The organism is Halobellus captivus, from assembly GCF_003697845.1.
Classification (GTDB): domain Archaea; phylum Halobacteriota; class Halobacteria; order Halobacteriales; family Haloferacaceae; genus Halorubrum; species Halorubrum glutamatedens.
On sequence record NZ_RDQE01000008.1, the window covers coordinates 115,827 to 131,406 of the forward strand.

14 protein-coding genes are annotated in these 15,580 nt (G+C 70.1%); 8 read left to right on the forward strand and 6 right to left on the reverse strand.

Going from position 1 to position 15,580, the window contains the following annotated elements; all coding sequences use genetic code 11:
- The first annotated feature begins 15 nt into the window (after positions 1-15).
- A complete protein-coding gene (ggt, locus tag EAO78_RS10800) occupies positions 16-1,674 on the forward strand; it encodes a gamma-glutamyltransferase (protein WP_122105844.1) in 1,659 nt (552 codons plus the stop codon).
- A 76-nt stretch (positions 1,675-1,750) separates the two neighbouring features.
- Here the strand turns inward: ggt and lipA are convergent, their stop codons facing one another.
- Positions 1,751-2,713 carry a lipoyl synthase gene (gene lipA / locus EAO78_RS10805; RefSeq protein ID WP_122105845.1) on the reverse strand — a complete coding sequence of 321 codons (963 nt, stop codon included), beginning with the start codon at positions 2,711-2,713 and terminating at the stop codon, positions 1,751-1,753.
- A gap of 237 nt (positions 2,714-2,950) precedes the next feature.
- Here lipA and EAO78_RS10810 point away from each other — a divergent pair, with 237 nt between their 5' ends.
- The gene (locus tag EAO78_RS10810) at positions 2,951-4,141 is read left to right on the forward strand and encodes a trans-sulfuration enzyme family protein (RefSeq protein ID WP_122105846.1); all 1,191 of its coding nucleotides are present in this window, start codon (positions 2,951-2,953) and stop codon (positions 4,139-4,141) included.
- A gap of 49 nt (positions 4,142-4,190) precedes the next feature.
- Here EAO78_RS10810 and EAO78_RS10815 read toward each other — a convergent pair whose 3' ends face one another.
- Positions 4,191-4,769, reverse strand: a complete 579-nt coding sequence (locus tag EAO78_RS10815) for a cysteine hydrolase family protein (protein ID WP_122105847.1) — start codon at positions 4,767-4,769, stop codon at positions 4,191-4,193.
- Positions 4,762-5,643 (reverse strand): YqcI/YcgG family protein, encoded by an 882-nt coding sequence (locus EAO78_RS10820; protein ID WP_122105848.1) that lies wholly within the window; start codon positions 5,641-5,643, stop codon positions 4,762-4,764. The genes EAO78_RS10815 and EAO78_RS10820 overlap by 8 nt, the downstream gene beginning before the upstream one ends.
- A 130-nt stretch (positions 5,644-5,773) precedes the next feature.
- On the opposite strand from EAO78_RS10820, the gene EAO78_RS10825 reads away from it, so the two are divergent.
- Positions 5,774-6,844 (forward strand): pyridoxal-phosphate-dependent aminotransferase family protein, encoded by a 1,071-nt coding sequence (locus tag EAO78_RS10825; RefSeq protein ID WP_122105849.1) that lies wholly within the window; start codon positions 5,774-5,776, stop codon positions 6,842-6,844.
- Between the two features lie 40 nt (positions 6,845-6,884).
- Here EAO78_RS10825 and EAO78_RS10830 read toward each other — a convergent pair whose 3' ends face one another.
- Entirely contained in the window at positions 6,885-9,602 is a 2,718-nt protein-coding gene (locus EAO78_RS10830; RefSeq protein WP_122105850.1) for an AAA domain-containing protein, read from the reverse strand.
- 108 nt (positions 9,603-9,710) lie between these two features.
- Between EAO78_RS10830 and EAO78_RS10835 the strand changes: the two genes are divergently transcribed.
- Together EAO78_RS10835 and EAO78_RS10840 are read left to right on the forward strand one after the other, a co-directional pair.
- Positions 9,711-10,079 (forward strand): hypothetical protein, encoded by a 369-nt coding sequence (locus EAO78_RS10835; RefSeq protein ID WP_122105918.1) that lies wholly within the window; start codon positions 9,711-9,713, stop codon positions 10,077-10,079.
- Between the two features lie 111 nt (positions 10,080-10,190).
- Positions 10,191-10,742: a hypothetical protein gene (locus EAO78_RS10840; protein ID WP_122105851.1), complete on the forward strand. Its 552-nt coding sequence runs from the start codon at positions 10,191-10,193 to the stop codon at positions 10,740-10,742.
- A gap of 30 nt (positions 10,743-10,772) precedes the next feature.
- Here EAO78_RS10840 and EAO78_RS10845 read toward each other — a convergent pair whose 3' ends face one another.
- Positions 10,773-11,870, reverse strand: a complete 1,098-nt coding sequence (locus EAO78_RS10845; protein WP_122105852.1) for a mandelate racemase/muconate lactonizing enzyme family protein — start codon at positions 11,868-11,870, stop codon at positions 10,773-10,775.
- The gene (locus EAO78_RS10850) at positions 11,870-12,799 is read right to left on the reverse strand and encodes a 1,4-dihydroxy-2-naphthoate polyprenyltransferase (protein ID WP_122105853.1); all 930 of its coding nucleotides are present in this window, start codon (positions 12,797-12,799) and stop codon (positions 11,870-11,872) included. Before EAO78_RS10850 ends, EAO78_RS10845 begins: the two co-directional genes overlap by 1 nt.
- A gap of 152 nt (positions 12,800-12,951) precedes the next feature.
- Here EAO78_RS10850 and EAO78_RS10855 point away from each other — a divergent pair, with 152 nt between their 5' ends.
- The 3 genes from EAO78_RS10855 to EAO78_RS10865 all read left to right on the forward strand — a co-directional run bounded on the left by EAO78_RS10855 (position 12,952) and on the right by EAO78_RS10865 (position 15,253).
- Positions 12,952-13,494 carry a carboxymuconolactone decarboxylase family protein gene (locus tag EAO78_RS10855; RefSeq protein WP_122105854.1) on the forward strand — a complete coding sequence of 181 codons (543 nt, stop codon included), beginning with the start codon at positions 12,952-12,954 and terminating at the stop codon, positions 13,492-13,494.
- 58 nt (positions 13,495-13,552) lie between these two features.
- Complete coding sequence (locus tag EAO78_RS10860) at positions 13,553-13,834, forward strand: DUF7111 family protein (protein ID WP_122105855.1); 282 nt, start codon at positions 13,553-13,555, stop codon at positions 13,832-13,834.
- A gap of 237 nt (positions 13,835-14,071) precedes the next feature.
- Positions 14,072-15,253 (forward strand): homocitrate synthase/isopropylmalate synthase family protein, encoded by a 1,182-nt coding sequence (locus tag EAO78_RS10865; protein ID WP_122105856.1) that lies wholly within the window; start codon positions 14,072-14,074, stop codon positions 15,251-15,253.
- Positions 15,254-15,580: the final 327 nt, after the last annotated feature.

A 15,580-nucleotide genomic window follows, 5' to 3' on the forward strand; every position in this document is an offset into this window, starting at 1 on the left:
CCGCCAACGGCTGGTATGGAGCCAGACCTTGACCGGTTCACCTCGCGTCGATCGACCGTCCACGGCCAACGGGGCGTCGTCGCCACGAGCCAGCCGCTCGCGAGCGAGGCAGGGATAGAGACGCTGCGAAACGGCGGCAACGCCTTCGACGCTGCGGTAGCGACGGCCGCCGCGCTCAACGTCGTGGAGCCGACCTCGACCGGCCTGGGTGGCGACGTGTTCGCGCTGTACCGGACCGCCGACGGCGACGTGGGCGCGATGCGTGCCTGCGGCGGCGCGCCCGCTGACGCGACGATCGAGAACGTTCAAGCCTCTCTTCGGGAGACCGACGACATCTCCGCGTACTACCCCGACGACGGGGGGTATGCCGTCGACGACACCGAGGAGGCCGGGATGCCCTTCTACGGCCCGCACGCGGTCACCGTTCCCGGCACGGCGCGTGGATGGGAGGCGACGGTTGAGGAGCTTGGACGCCTCACTCTCGCCGACGCGCTCGCCCCGGCGATCCGGTACGCGACGGAAGGGTATCCGGTCAGCGAGGTCATCGCCTCTTACTGGGAGAGCGCCGAGGAGCTGTTCACCGACGGAAACGCCCGCGAGGCCTTCCTGTTCGACGGGGAGTCGCCCTCGACCGGCCAAACGGTGACTCTCCCGAAGCTCGGCGAGTCGATGAAGCTGATCGCCGAGGAGGGTGCCGACGTGGTCTATGAAGGGGAGATCGCGGAGGCGATCTCGGCGGAGGTCCAGTCACACGGTGGATTCATGACCGTCGACGACCTCGCGGGCTTCGAGGTCGAGTGGCCCGAGCCGGTCTCGACCACCTACAACGGCGCGGAGGTGTACGAGCTGCCGCCGAACAACCAGGGGCTCATCGCGCTCGAAGCGCTCAACGTCGCTGAGGAGCTCGGTGCCGGCGAGTACGACTACGACTCCGCCGAGCGCGTCCACTACCTCTCGGAGGCGCTGAAGGTCGCCTTCCACGACGGCCACCGCTACATCACCGACCCCGAGTACGAGGACCACCCGCCGCTCGGGTCCAAGGACTGGGCGGCCAAGCGCGCTGCCGAAGTGGGCGAGACCGCGAACCACGACGTGAGCTTCGGCGTGCCCGACGCGAACGCCGAGGACGCGGACACCGTGCTCCTCACCGTGGCCGACGAGGCGGGGAACGTGGTCTCGTACATCAACTCGCGGTTCGCCGGGTTCGGCTCCGGACTCGTCGCCGGGGACACCGGGATCGCCCTCCAGAATCGCGGGTCGTCGTTCTCGCTCGACCCCGATCACCCGAACCACATCGAGCCGGGCAAGCGGCCGTTCCACACCCTCATCCCGGGGCTCGTCCGATTCGACGAGGACGACTGGGCCGCCTTCGGCGTGATGGGCGGGTACATGCAGCCGCAGGGGCACGTCCAGGTCATCTCGAACCTGGTCGACTACGGGATGCCGCTCCAGCGCGCGCTCGACGAGCCGCGGTGGCGGTACCGCGAGAGCGGCGAGCTGGCGCTGGAGCCGCACTTCGACGACGACGTCGCGGCGAAACTCGTCCGGAAGGACCACGACGTGCGGACGCTCTCGCCGGTCATGTTCGGTGGCGCACAGATCACCCGCAACCGCGACGGCGTCCTCTCGGCCGCCACCGAGCCGCGAAAGGACGGGAACGCACAGGGGTACTAGGCCGGTTCTCGGCCTGCCGGGGCCGGATCCGGATTGGATCTGATCCGGGACCGGATCCGAGCCGGGCCGCTCCGGCTCAGTCTCCGCCGGCCGCCCGCGCTCGTCGCCTGGCGTCCTCGGCGGACCGCCCCTCGCGCACGAGCGCGTCGACGAACAGCTCGCCGGCCTTGTACGACGAGCGGACCATGGGCCCGGACGCACAGTAGAGGAAGTCGAACTCCGTCTCGGCCACCTCGCGCCACGTCTCGAAGACGTCCGGATGGACGTACTCGAAGACGTCGAGGTGCGAGCGCGACGGCTGGAGGTACTGTCCGAAGGTGACGACGTCGACGCCGACCTCCCGGAGGTCGCCGAGCGTCCGATACACTTCGTGGTCGTACTCGCCGACGCCGAGCATGAGGCTCGTCTTCGTGTGAACCTCGGACTCGCGGTCGACCCGGTCGAGCACGGAGAGCGACTGCTCGTAGTTCGCCCGCCGGTCGCGAACGGGCCACTGGAGCCGCTCGACCGTCTCGACGTTGTGGGCGATCACGTCGGGGCCGGCGTCGATGATCCGGTCGACGGCGTCCGGGTCGCCCCCGAAGTCGGGGATCAGCGTCTCGACGAGGATCCCGGGGTCGCGACGCTTGATCGCGCGGATCGTCTCGGCGAAGTGCGCGGATCCCCCGTCCGCGAGGTCGTCGCGGTCGACGGACGTGAGGACGACGTAGCCGAGTCCGATCTCAGCGACCGCGTCGGCGACGTTCTCGGGTTCCTCGGGATCCAGCGGCTCCATCCCGCCGGTCTCGACGTCACAGAAGTTACACCCGCGCGAGCAGCGGTCGCCCATGAGCATGAACGTCGCCGTGCCCGGTCCGTTCGCGCCACCCTCGGCGGCGTTCGCGCCCCCGGACCAACACTCGCCCATGTTCGGGCAGTTGGCCTCCTCACAGACGGTGTGGAGGTCACGGTCGCGGAGCGTCTTCTTGATCTCCGTGAACCGGCTGCCGGAGGGGGGACGCGACTTCAGCCAGTCCGGTTTCCGCCGGCCGCGTTGCATACCGATCCCTCGGGAGGGTAGGGAGAAAAACGTGCGGGTCGACCGGGGTCGGAGCTATCGAACCGCCACACCGTGACGCGCGCGGCGCGTCCGTCGCCGCCGGCGATCCCGTCCCGAAAAAGCGGACGACGATCCCGTCCCCGAAAACGAGTTCGTCTCGGACGGGGACCGTCCGTCCGAACGCCCCTCCGGCGACAGCGGGAGAACCTATATGCGACCTCTCCACGGTTGGGACGTATGAACGATCCTCCGGAGCGTTCGAACGACGCCTTCGAGACGAAAGCGATCCACGCCGGCGAGGAACCCGACCTCGGCCCCGGCGGGACCGGGGACCTCGTGTCTCCGATCCACCTGTCGTCGACGTTCGCGATGGACGAGGCCGGCGACCCGAGCCACGGGTACAAGTACTCCCGGCTGGGGAACCCGACCCGTGCGGCGCTCGAGCGTCGCGTGGCGACGCTGAGCGATGCTGACCACGCGATGACGTTCGCCTCCGGCATGGCCGCCATCTCGACGACGTGTCTGAGCGTGCTGGACTCGGGCGACCACGTCGTGGCGTTCGACGGGGTCTACGGCGGAACGAAGGTGTTCTTCGACGACTACCTCGCCGAGCACTTCGACGTGAGCGTCGAGTACGTCGACGCGACCGACGCGGACGCCGTCGCCGCCGCGGTCACCCCCGAGACGACGCTGTTCTGGATGGAGTCGCCGACGAATCCACTTCTAAAGCTGTGCGACATCGGGGCCATCGCCGGGATCGCCGACCGACACGACGTCCTCCTGGCCGTGGACAACACCTTCGCCACGCCGTACTTCCAGCGGCCGCTCTCGCTGGGTGCGGACGTCTCGGTCCACAGCACGACGAAGTATCTCAACGGCCACACCGACTCGATCGGCGGCGCGGTCGTGACGAACGACGACGCCCTCGCCGAACGGGTTCGGTTCGTCCAGGAGTACGCCCTCGGCGCGACGATGCCGCCGTTCGACTGTTACCTCGTCCTCCGCGGGAGCAAGACCCTCCCGCTCCGGATGCGTCAACACGAGGCGAACGCGAAGCGCGTCGCGGGATACCTCTCGGAACACGGGAACGTCACCGCGGTCCACTACCCGGGTCTCGACGCCCATCCCCAACACGAGCTCGCCGCACGCCAGATGGACGGCTTCGGCGGCGTCGTCTCCTTCGAGATCGCCGGCGGGGCCGCGGAGGCGAGGGCGTTCGTCGAGTCGCTCGACCTCTTCACCCTGGCCGTCAGTCTGGGTAGCGTCGAGTCGCTGATCGAACACCCGGCCAGCATGTCGGCCTCGTACGTGCCGGAGGAGGAGCGGCTGGCGTCCGGTATCACGGACTCGCTGATCCGGGCACCGATCGGTACCGAGAACGCCGACGACCTGATCGCCGACCTGGAGCAGGGGTTACGACACCTCTGAAGTCGAGACGCCTCCGGACCCGGTGGCGGTCGAGCGACGCCGGCCGCGTTCACCCGAGATCGGCTGCGTCGATAACCGTCGCGAACTCGTCGGAGAGGTGCGCGAGCGCGACCCGGTGGGAGGTCTCCGGGTCTATCCGTTCCCCGTCGTGTCCCTCGCGTTCGTGAGTCGCGGTCGCGTCGGCGACGAGGTACACGTCGTACCCGCGGTTCTCCGCCATCCGGACGGTCGTCGAGACGCAGTGGTCGGTGGTGAGTCCGCAGACGACGAGGGTGTCGTGACCGTGTTCACGTAGCCAGTCGTCGAGGTCGGTCCCGAGGAACGCGCCGTTGACCGACTTCTCGAAGGTCGCCTCGCCGTCGGCCGGGGCGGTCTCGGCCTTCCAGGCGAACCCCGGCGCGTCGCGCTGAAGCGGGGACTCCGGCTCGGTCGAGGCGTGTCGGACGTGTGCGACCGGGCGGTCGCCGGCGCGCCAGCGCGAGAGCAGGCCGGCCGCGACCGCCTCGGCGTCCGGATTGTTTCGCTCGCCCCACCCGGGTTCGTCGAATCCCGTCTGGAAATCGATGAGGAGTAGGACGGCATCGTCGGGGGGTGAGGTGGCTCCCTCCGAGCCGACCGCATCAGTCATCGCCGACCCCCAGGACGGTCGCCGGCGACCCTCCGGCCTCGTCGGAACCGGCGTTCGAACCCGAAAAGCGACGCCAAGCGCCGCGTTCGAGCAGCTCCGCGGGGGCCTTCGGATGCTCGCGGGTCGGTCGGAGCGGGCACTCGTCGGGGCTCTCCGCGTCGTCCTCGCGGAAGAGGTACTGTCTCCACTCGCGGTCGCCCTCCGTGCCCCAGTCGCCGAGGTCGGCGTGCGGACAGACCCCGTCGTACGCCTCCATCCGGGAGCGGATCGCGTCGCGGGCGCGCTCGCCGGCCTCGGTGTCCGCCGTGATCCCATCGAAGACCGCCCGCGGCTGGAAGGTGATCTCCAGGCCGACCGGCGAGTAGCGGCTCCTTCGCTCGTCGTAGAAGGGGGCCCGGGAGGTCGGGAACAGCGGTTCGCCGCCGAAACAGAACTCCCAGTACGGGTCGTCGGGATCGGTCGGGATCTCCTCGGGCCAGGGGTCCGGATCGTGGACGTGGAGGAACTCGAGGACGTGCCAGAGCGCCTCGTGGTAGTCGGCCTCCGTGGCGTCGTCCTCGTGGGGAGCGAAGAACACCGCGAGCGGTGCCCGATCCGCGTGGTCCGGATACGTCTCGAGGTACTCGTAGAGGACGTCGCGGAGCCGGAGGAGTGCGGCGGGATCGGTCGTGGACTCACACGCCGCGTACAGCAGGTCACCCTCGCGTTCGACCTCGATCCCGAAGTAACACGGGAACGGCGACCCGTCGCGCTCCCCCAGCATCGAATCGCGGAACGTGCGGTAGTGTTCCGCGAGCCAGGCAGGGGCGTCCTCGAGCCGATCGTGGAGCGCCGCCTGGTCCAACAGCACGCCCTCGGTTCCGGGCTCGTTCATGGGTTCCCTCCGTGAGCGACCGGCTTTTGGCTTTCGGCGGGACCCACGCCGTGAGAGCGGCGCTACCCCCGAGTCCGTTCGATCTCGTTTCCGCCGGGGCGTTTATCCCGGCGGCGACGAGTGACGACGTATGCTCATGACGCCGGGACCGACCGCGGTCCCAGAGTCCGTCCGCGACGCGATGAGCCGCGAGCTGATCAACCCCGACGTGGACCCCGCGTTTCGGGGGATCTACACCGACCTCGTCGATCGATTGGCGGCGGTGTACGGAGTCGACGGGACTGACTCACACGACGTCGTCGTCCCCGGCGGCGAGGGGATCCTGGGGTTGGAGGCCGCGATCGCCTCCCTGGTCGAGCCCGGAACCGAGGTCTTGTGTCTGTCGAACGGGCTCTACGGCGACGGCTTCGCCGACTTCGTCGAGTCGTACGGCGGCGAGGCGACCGTGGTCGACGCCCCCTACGACGAGCCGCTCCCGATCGCGGCTCTCGAGGACGCGCTCGCGGACGACGACGCCGCGTTCGACGTCGCGACGATGGTCCACTGCGAGACGCCCACGGGGACGCTCAACGACCTCGGACCCGTGCTCGACCGGCTCGAGGCGGCCGATCGGGAGATACTCACCGTCGTCGACGCCGTCTCCTCGCTCGGCGGGACGCCCGTTCCCACGGAGCGGATCGACGTCTGTCTGGGGGCCTCACAGAAGTGTTTCAGCGCGCCGCCGGGGCTCACGACCGCCGCGATCAGCGACCGCGCGTGGACGGCGATGGAGGCCCGCGACCCGCACTCGCTGTACACGAACTTCCTCCCGTGGCGCGACACGGACGATGGATTTCCCTACACCCACCTCACGACGAACGTCGTGGCGCTGTCGGAGGCCCTCTCGCTGCTGCTCGAGGAGGAGATCGACGACGTCCACGCCCGTCACGAGGCGGCCGCGGCGCGCTGTCGCGAGCGCGGCGCGGAGCTCGGGCTCGAGCCGTTTCCCGACCCCGAGCGAGCGTCGCCGACGGTGACGGCCTTCGAGGTCCCGGGTCGGGCGGGGGTGCTCCAGCGTCGGCTCCGCGAGGACCACGACGTGCTCGTCGCGACCGGCCTCGGCGAGCTCGCCGACGACGTGTTGCGCGTCGGGCACATGGGCCACGCCGCACGCGTCGAGCGCGTGGACGAGACGATGGACGCGCTCGAAGCGGTGTTGTGACGGTCGACACCGTGGCAGCCATCACTTCCAGCGGTCGACCCTATCGCCGCGCCCACTCGAGCATCCGTCCGTAGAAGGGATCGGAGGCGAGGGCCGCGGCGTCGCCGACGAGCGTCAGCTGCTTTTTCGCGCGGGTGAGTGCGACGTTCACCCGGCGGTGGTCCTCGAATATCGGGCCGTCGAGGTCGCCGGTCGCGACGAACGAGACCACGATCACCTCCTTCGAGGAGCCCTGAAACCGGTCGACGGTGTCGACGGTCACGTCGGTCCGCCGGCCGATCTCCGCGACCTGCGCGCGGAACGGGGCGATGACGCCGATCTCGTCCGGGTCGACGCCGGCGGCGAGGTAGGCGTCGACGATCCCGGCGACCCGCTCGGCCTCCCGGACGTTGCGGTTGCCGTCGCGCTCGCCGTCGGGGTCGACGAATCCCACGCCGCCGGTCAACTCGGGCGCGAGCGCGTCCGGGTCCACGCCGAGATCGCTCAGCCGCTGGCCGGCCACCGCCGGGGTCGCCGGACGCAACGCGCCGTCGTAGAACTCCGCCGAGGCGAACGCCTGGATCCGCTGGCTCATCCGGTACTGGCGGTCGAGCATGACGCTCGCGTTCGGGTACGTCTCGATGAGCCGCTGAAAGAGCGAGGTCCGTAGGTCGTTCTCCGCCCGCACGACCGGCGGGAGCTGCTCGTGGTCCCCGACGAGCACGAACCTGTCGGCCAGGTTGATCGCGGCGTGCGTGCTCGGCTCCGTGAGCTGTGAGGCCTCGTCGACGAGCGCCACGTCGAACTCGCACTCGCGCATGACGCGGGAGCCGCAGGCCGCGGTCGTGGCCGCCACGACGGACGCGTCCCGAAGCTCCGCCGCCTTCCGGTTCGGATCGCCGCGCTCGATCAGCCGCACGTCCTGCATGTCGGCGCGAACGCCGGTCTCCGAGCCGACGCGGAGGACGTCTCCGAATCCCTGGTCACGAAGCGCCTCGAGGGCGTTGTCGACGGCGCGGTTCGTGAACGCCGCGAGCAACACGCGGTTGCCGTCGGCGACGAGCGCGCGGATCGTCCGCGCGATGGTGTACGTCTTTCCCGTCCCCGGCGGGCCGTGGATCAGCGCACAGTCCTCGGCGTCGACGGCGAGCTCGACCGCGTCGTTCTGGGCGGCGTTGTTGTCGATGTAGGCGTCGGGAACGTCGGAATCATCGGACCCGGAATCTTCAGCCGGACGGTCCGACGGGCCTCCAAACGTCGGCTCCCTCCGCCCGAAGATCACGTCCTTCCGTCGCTCGTCGCCCTTGAGGACCGCGTCGTGGAGGGCGGTGAGCATTCGGTCCACCGATATCTCCGAGGGGTAGACGTCGAGCCGCCGGAGGTCGACCGGCTCGTCCGTCTCGACGACGACCTCGTCCCCCAGCTCGCGGATCCGGCCGAGCTCCGCGTGGCCGGTCACGGGGTCGCCGTCGCTCGCGAGCGCCACGTCGCCCTCGCGGAGCTTCGAGACCGCGTCGTCCGGCTTCCGGGCCCGAAGCTCCCAGCGGTTGTCGTCGATCTCGGTCCGCGAGACGGGCTCCAGGTCGATCAGGGCGCGGTCGTCGGCCGCGCGTTCCTCGGGGGACTGTTCCCAGAGCTTCCGGTACTCGGCGTGGGTCTCGCGACGTTCCTCCTCGATGGCGGTGTAGAACCGGTCGAAGTAGCCGCGTTCCTCCTCGGGGACGGGCGACCCGACCTGCCCCGCCTTCGACTCCTGGTCGAGGCGACCGGAGACGACCATACAGGTGTCCTGTTCGAAACAGTAGTTGCAGTTCGCGTCGGCCTCGTGTCCGGTCGGGACGGTCGGACGCTCGCCGGGGTCGTTGAGCGCACGCCACTCCATCGCGGCGAGGGCGTTGCGCTCGCGCACGACGAACTTCAGCAGTCCGTCGCCGACGGTGAACTCCTTTGCCGGCGCGAGATCGCCCGACGCCTCGTTGCGGTCGAGGGCGGTGTTCTTGGTGTACAGCAGGGTTCCGATGTCGGGGTCGACGCCGCGCTCGTCGAGCATGAGGGCGTAACAGGCCGCCTGGATCTTGTCCTGGAACCGCGGCTCCCGGTTCGTGTTCTTGCCCGTCTTGAGCTCCACGGGAGTCCCGCGTCGGAGCGCGTCGGCGCGCCCCTTCAGCCCGAACCTCGGCGAGAGGAGCGTGAACTCCGACCGCCAGGTGTCCTCGTCGGTCAGCGTGCCCTGCGCGAGCCAGCCCTCGATGGCGGCCGCGTTGCGCCGGACCTCGTCCTCGACCTCCGCGGTCTCGTAGCCGAGCAGGCCGAGTTCGAGCCCCGCCTCCTCGACGCGGTCGCGCACGGACTCCTCGAGGTCCATCCCGCGGAGCAGGTCGCCGAACACCTCGTGGACGACCGTTCCCTTGACGACGGGGTAGTTGAGCGGGATCCCGGAGAGCTTGTTGAGGTAGTACATCCGCGGACACTGGACCCACGACCGGATCCCGGTCACGTCGACGAGGAAGTCCGGCTCGAGCACGACCCACGAGTCGCCCGTGGTCGCGTACCCCGTCTCCCCGCCGTAGTCGTCCTCCTCGGCGTCGACCACGAGCAAGTCCATGCCGGGCTCGGCGTGCTCGGCCGTCTCCGTCCAGTCGCCCCACAGGGTCACGTCGACCGGGTCGCCCGCACCGCGTTCCGGGCGGACTCGAAGCTCGCGAAGTTCGCGCTCGCCGTACGACGTCGACACCGTCCGCGCCTCCCCGACGGAGACGATCGGTCCCCGAACGTTCACGACACCCCTCCTCGGCGGCGGCGAAAAACGCTGTCGGTGTGGGGGATCGACCGACGCCCCTCGAGCCGAACCCGAGGGTTCCTTAGCCCCCGCCGCGTGGAGGCGGACATGAGCGATTCGTTGTACGACCGATACGGACGACCGCTCGTCGTCGGGTTCGTCGTCGTGCTGGCCGCGCTGTCCGTCGCGAGCGCCTACCTCCGGGTCGAGACCGCGGGAACCGCGGCCGTCGGCGACGCTATCGTCAGCCTCTACATCGCGGCGGTCGTGCTCTGGGGGACGTTCCGCGAGGGGTACGACACCCCCCGATTCCGGATCGCGCTCTACGGCGTCCTCGTCCTCTGGGGCTCGGCCGACCTGATCGCCGGGGCCGACGCGCCGCTCGCGTACCTCTTCCTGATCGGCGGTTCGCTGTTGATCGCCTGGGAGTCGTACTCCTACACGCGCGAGCGTCGAAAGCCGGTGTACGAGCGGTGAAGCGGGTCGGATACGAGCGACGATATCGGGCCGGACGGTCGGACGCGTCCCCCCGGCCCGGTCGCCGCGACCGACACGCTCATGCGGGCTCCGGCGCAAGCTGACGCCGACATGCGCGTACGCGACTGGCAGGAGATCCTCGCGGACGTCGCGAGCGACTCGACCGACCCGGACGGCTGGCGCGCCGTCGCCGGCTCCCGACGCGGGGGGCTCGGCGAGGACCTCTACTTCGGCCACCCGAGCGTCGGCGTCTACCACCTGAAGACGTACGCGAAGAACCCGCGCGACCTCCGCGGAGTGGGGGCCCGTGTCGCCCGGAAGGTCGACGACGACCTCGACCCGCTGCTCCCCGACGAGGGGTCGCCGGGGCGGTTCGCGGTGCGGTCGCCACCCGAGGACGAGGACGAAGCGAAGGACGTGGCCACCCGCCTGGAGGAGACGCTGAAGGTCCACGCCGAGGCCCCCACGAAGCCCGACCACCTCTTCGAGGACGTGATGGAGGCGATCGACTCGCCCGCGTTCGGCCCCATGGACTACGAGTTCGACGGGCGTCCGGAGGAGCTCGACGAGCTCGGCGACACCTTCGAGGAGGCCGAGGAGCTGCTCTCGGTGGAGCTCGACGACCTGATCGACGAGGACGACGTGGACCGCGGGTTCCACTAGCGCCCGCCGGTCCCGACGGCGGGTCATCTCTCAGAGCAGCCCGTCGAACGTGCCGTCCGCGAGTCCCGGACCGTCGGGTACCTCTATCCGGCCGCCGTCGATCGCGCAGGGGTCGGCCGCAAGGTCCGAAGAGAGCAGCTCGGCGGTCGCGAGTCCACAGGGGAGGACGTCCGGAACCGCGCTCGCGACGTGGACGGCCGCGGTCCGCGCGACGACGGCGTCGATCGTCGTCGTGACCACCGGATCGACCCCGTTCTCTCGCGCCCGAAGCGCCGCGTCGAGCGCGCGGTCCGGCCCGCCGAGCGCCATCGGCTTGATAACGAGCACGTCAGCGGCGTCCGAATCGAGGACGGCCTCGACGGACCGCTCCGCGAGCGACTCGTCGAGCGCGATCGGCACGTCGCTCGCCGCGCGAAGGTCGGCGGTCCCGGCGAGGTCCGCCGCCGGCAGCGGTTGTTCGACGTACGCGGGATCGAGCGGCTCCAGCCGGTCGAGCGCGCGCCGGGCGCTCGACCGGTTCCACGCGCCGTTCGCGTCCACGCGGAGGGCGATCGCCGGACCGACCGCCTGCCGCACGGACCGAAGCCGGTCGAGGTCCTCCTCCAGCGTGCGTGCGCCCGCTTTCACCTTCAGACAGCGGTAGCCGTCCTCGACCGCGCGCTCCGCGGCCGCCGCCGTCGACTCCGGAGCGCCGTCTCCGACCGTGGCGTTCACCGGGACGGAGCCGGCCGGTTCCGGGAGTTCCGATCGGTCGACGCGGCGAACGCGCTCCGCGAGGTGGGCGGCCAGCGACCGGCCGGCGTCGCGGGCGGCCGCGTCGTCGAGCGCGAGCGCGAGTCCGTGGCGGGCGGCGGGCGTCTCGCGGGCATCGAGATCGGCGAGGACGGCTCCCTGACGGGTCGGCTCCGCGGCCGCCTCGCGGAGGGCGGCCTCACACGCCGGGAGCGACTCGGTCCAGCCGGGCAGCGGCGTCGCCTCGCCGATCCCGGTCGTGCGTGCGTCTCCGAACGCCTCTCCGTCGGCCTTGGGACCCCCGACCGCGACGAGGAACCCCTCCCGTTCGGTCAGTTCCTCGCGGGCGGTTCGCAGGGGACTCGCGAGCGCGAGGGAGAAGGGGCGGAGCCGCATCAGACCGCGAGGCCGACGGCGAACGCGACCGCGTACGCCGCGAGCAGTTTCCCCGTCGACTCCAGCGCCGGGTTGAGCGCGTCGCCGGAGGTCTCGGTCAGGACGGTTCGGGCGACGGCGACCGCGAGCGGGAGGGTGACGAGCGGGAGGAGCGAAGCGAGGCCGTCCCCGTTCGCGTAGAACCAGAACGGGGTCGCGTACGCGAGCGAGAGGAGGCCGACGTACTGGGCCCGCGAGAACCGGTAGCCGAACCGGACGGCGAGGGTCCGCTTGCCGGTCTCGCCGTCCTCCTCGCGGTCGCGGACGTTGTTGACGACGAGGATGTTCGTCGAGAGCGCGGCCACCGGGAGGCTGGCGACCGCGGCCGCGAGCGTGACGGTTCCGTCGGGGACCCACAGCGGGAACGCTCCACCCACCAGCGAGGCCGCCTGGACGTAGTAGGTCCCCGTGACCGCGATCAGCCCGAAGAAGACGAAGACGAAGACGTCGCCGAGGCCGTGATACCCCAGCGGGTAGGGGCCGCCGGTGTAGGCGATGCCCGCGGCGACGGACGCCAGCCCGATGACGAGGATCGGAACGCCGCCGACGTAGACGAGGTACGTGCCGACGCCGATCGCGGCCGCGAACGTCAGCCACATCGCGCGTTTGACCTCCGTCGGCTCGATGAGGCCGCTGGCGACGACGCGGGTGAACCCCTCGCGATCGTCGGTGTCCGCGCCCTGGATCGCGTCGTAGTAGTCGTTCGCGAAGTTGGTCCCGATCTGGATCAGCGCCGCGCCGACGAACGCCGCGAGCGCCGGGAGCGGGGCGAACGTCCCGGCCCCGATCGCGAGCCCGACGCCGACGATCACCGGGGCGGCCGCCGCGGGCAGCGTCTGTGGTCGCGCGGCGATCACCCACGCCCGCCGACGCGACACCTCCGTAGCCATTGCCGACGCTTGGAGCGTGCCGCCCCTTAAGCTTCCCATCGGCGGCCGATCTCTCTCCGCCGATCTCTCTCCGCCGAAACGACGAGCCGACGGTCGCGGCCAACGCGGCCGAATCACGTACAGCTAACTCGCCGGGAGCTGGCGTCGGAGACATGGCACGCGTTCCGTACGTCGAGGCGTCGGACGTCCCGGACGAACACGAGGAGCTGCTGGAGTCGGTGCTTCAGGGAAAGCCGCTCAACGTGTACCGCTCGCTCGGCAACAACCCGGCGGTGCTCGCGGGGATGCGGGCGTTCCTGCGCTCGCTGTGGCACGACAGCGGGCTCTCCGACCGCGAGCGGGAGCTCACGATCCTCACGACGGCGGCGGCGATCGACAACCGCTACGAGTGGCACCAGCACGTCAACATCGCGCGCGACGTCGGCATCGACGACGCGGCCATCGCCGGGATCGGGACCGACGACCTGGCCGCGCTCGACGGCGACGAGCGGACGCTCGTCGAGTACGTCCGCGCCGTCGTCGAGGCGGACGTCGACGCCGTCACCCACGAGTCGATCGCGGCGCTGTACGACGACGACGAGGTCGTCGGGATCGCCGCCACCGCGCAGGGGTACGCCGCGCTCGGCGGGCTCATCCGCGCGTTCGACCTCGAGCTGGAGTCGGGGACGACGTTCCACGGGTGGGATCCGCGGTGAGTTCCCGGTCCGTATCGAGGACCGACAGATACGACAGGGTTCGGGTCCAACGTCGCGTATGACGGACACGACGGCGACCGCCGAGTCGGCGGGGATCGCCGCCCGCTACGAGGAGACCGAGGCCGAGCGGCTGCTCACGTTCTCCGCGGACGGGCGGACGGCGACCGTGGCACAGAACCGCGAGGGCTACGCCATGCTCAAGGTCCGAACCGGGCCGGACGGCGACGAACTGGAGCGGTACTACGGGTTCGACATGGCGCTCGACCACGCCGCCGAGCTGCTCGGCGTCGCGGTTCACGACCTCCCCGTGCCGGAGGCCGCGGCCGACATGGGCATGTGACTCGCCCGCAACTCGACACCACGCTCTTTCGATCCTCCTCCCTCGTCGATCCTTCTCCCTCTTCGATGTTTTCGGCACCGACCACCTCTCGCCGGGATTCTCCCGCCATTCGCTCCGAACGCGAGCGTGAGTGATCGAACGATCGGATCCCGATCGGGACGTAACCCTTAAGTAGACAAACGTTCTGCTGTCAGTCGATGACAGACATCACGGAGGCTTCGTCGGACACCCCGGCGGATCGAGTTCTTCCAGGGCACGATAGCTTCTAACATCGAAATCGGTCCTGTACGGATCTTCGACACGACGTTACGAGACGGCGAACAGTCACCACGTACTTCGTTCAGCTACGACGAGAAACGAGAGATAGCGGCGACGCTGGACGACATGGGGACCCACGTCATCGAGGCAGGGTTCCCGGTGAACTCCGAGGCGGAGTTCGAGGCCGTGAGCGATATCGCCGCCGCGACGGACACGACCGTCTGTGGGCTCGCCCGCGTCGTCGAGGGCGACATCGACGCCGCCATCGACTCGGGCGTGGAGATGGTCCACGTGTTCGTCTCGACGAGCGACGTCCAACTCGAGGACTCCATGCACGCGACGCGCATGGAGGCGAAGGAACGCGCGGTCGACGCCGTCGAGCAGGTGAAAGACGCCGGCGTCGAGTGCATGTTCTCCCCGATGGACGCCACGCGGACCGACCCCGACTACCTGACGGAGATCGTCGAGGCGGTCAGCGATGCCGGCACCGACTGGATCAACATCCCGGACACGTGCGGCGTCGCGATGCCGACGAGCTTCGGGAAGACCGTGAAGGCGGTCGTCGAGGCGACGGACGCCCGCGTCGACGTCCACACCCACGACGACTTCGGGATGGCCGCGGCGAACGCGGTCATGGGCTTCGAGAACGGCGCGGAGCAGGCGCAGGTGTCGGTCAACGGGATCGGCGAGCGCGCCGGCAACGCGGCCTACGAGGAGGTCGTGATGGCGGTCGAGTCGGTGTACGGCGTCGACACCGGCATCGACACGACCCAGATCACGAAGCTGGCCCGGATCGTCGAGGACGCCTCGGACATCCCGGTGCCGGCGAACAAGCCCGTCACCGGCCGGAACGCGTTCGCCCACGAGTCGGGCATCCACGCCGCGGGCGTGATCGAGAACGCGGACACGTTCGAGACGGGCGTGATGACGCCCGAGATGGTCGGTGCGGAACGCGAGTTCGTGCTCGGCAAGCACACGGGCACCCACAGCGTGCGGAAGCACCTGGTCGAGGCCGGCTTCGACCCCAGCGACGGGGAGGTCCGCGAGATCACGAAGCGGGTCAAGGAGTACGGCGCCGGCAAGCGGCAGGTTACCGCCGGCGACGTCGAGCGGTTCGCCCGCGAGGCCGGCATCGAGCGCGAGGAGGAGGTCCGGATCTGATGGCCCCCTCCGTGGTCGTCGAGACCCGCCAGCGACTGCCGAACGCGTCGATCGAGCCGACGGGATCGACCGTCGGACGGCGTTTCGGCGCCCCGGCGTTCGGAGGATCCTCACCCGACGGGCCCATCGAGGACCGGCCGGTGTCTGACGGATCCACGCCGGAAGCGGGGTACGGGCCGACGGGTCGCCACGTCGATCGCTCGCGTCGACAGGAATTTATAGGCGGGTCGCGTGGGTTCGGATCGAATGCGACGCTCACGTCCCACGGTCGCGGAGGACGGTCGGACGGGAGCCGTCGCCGTAGCGATCGTAGGGGTTTGATCCCCT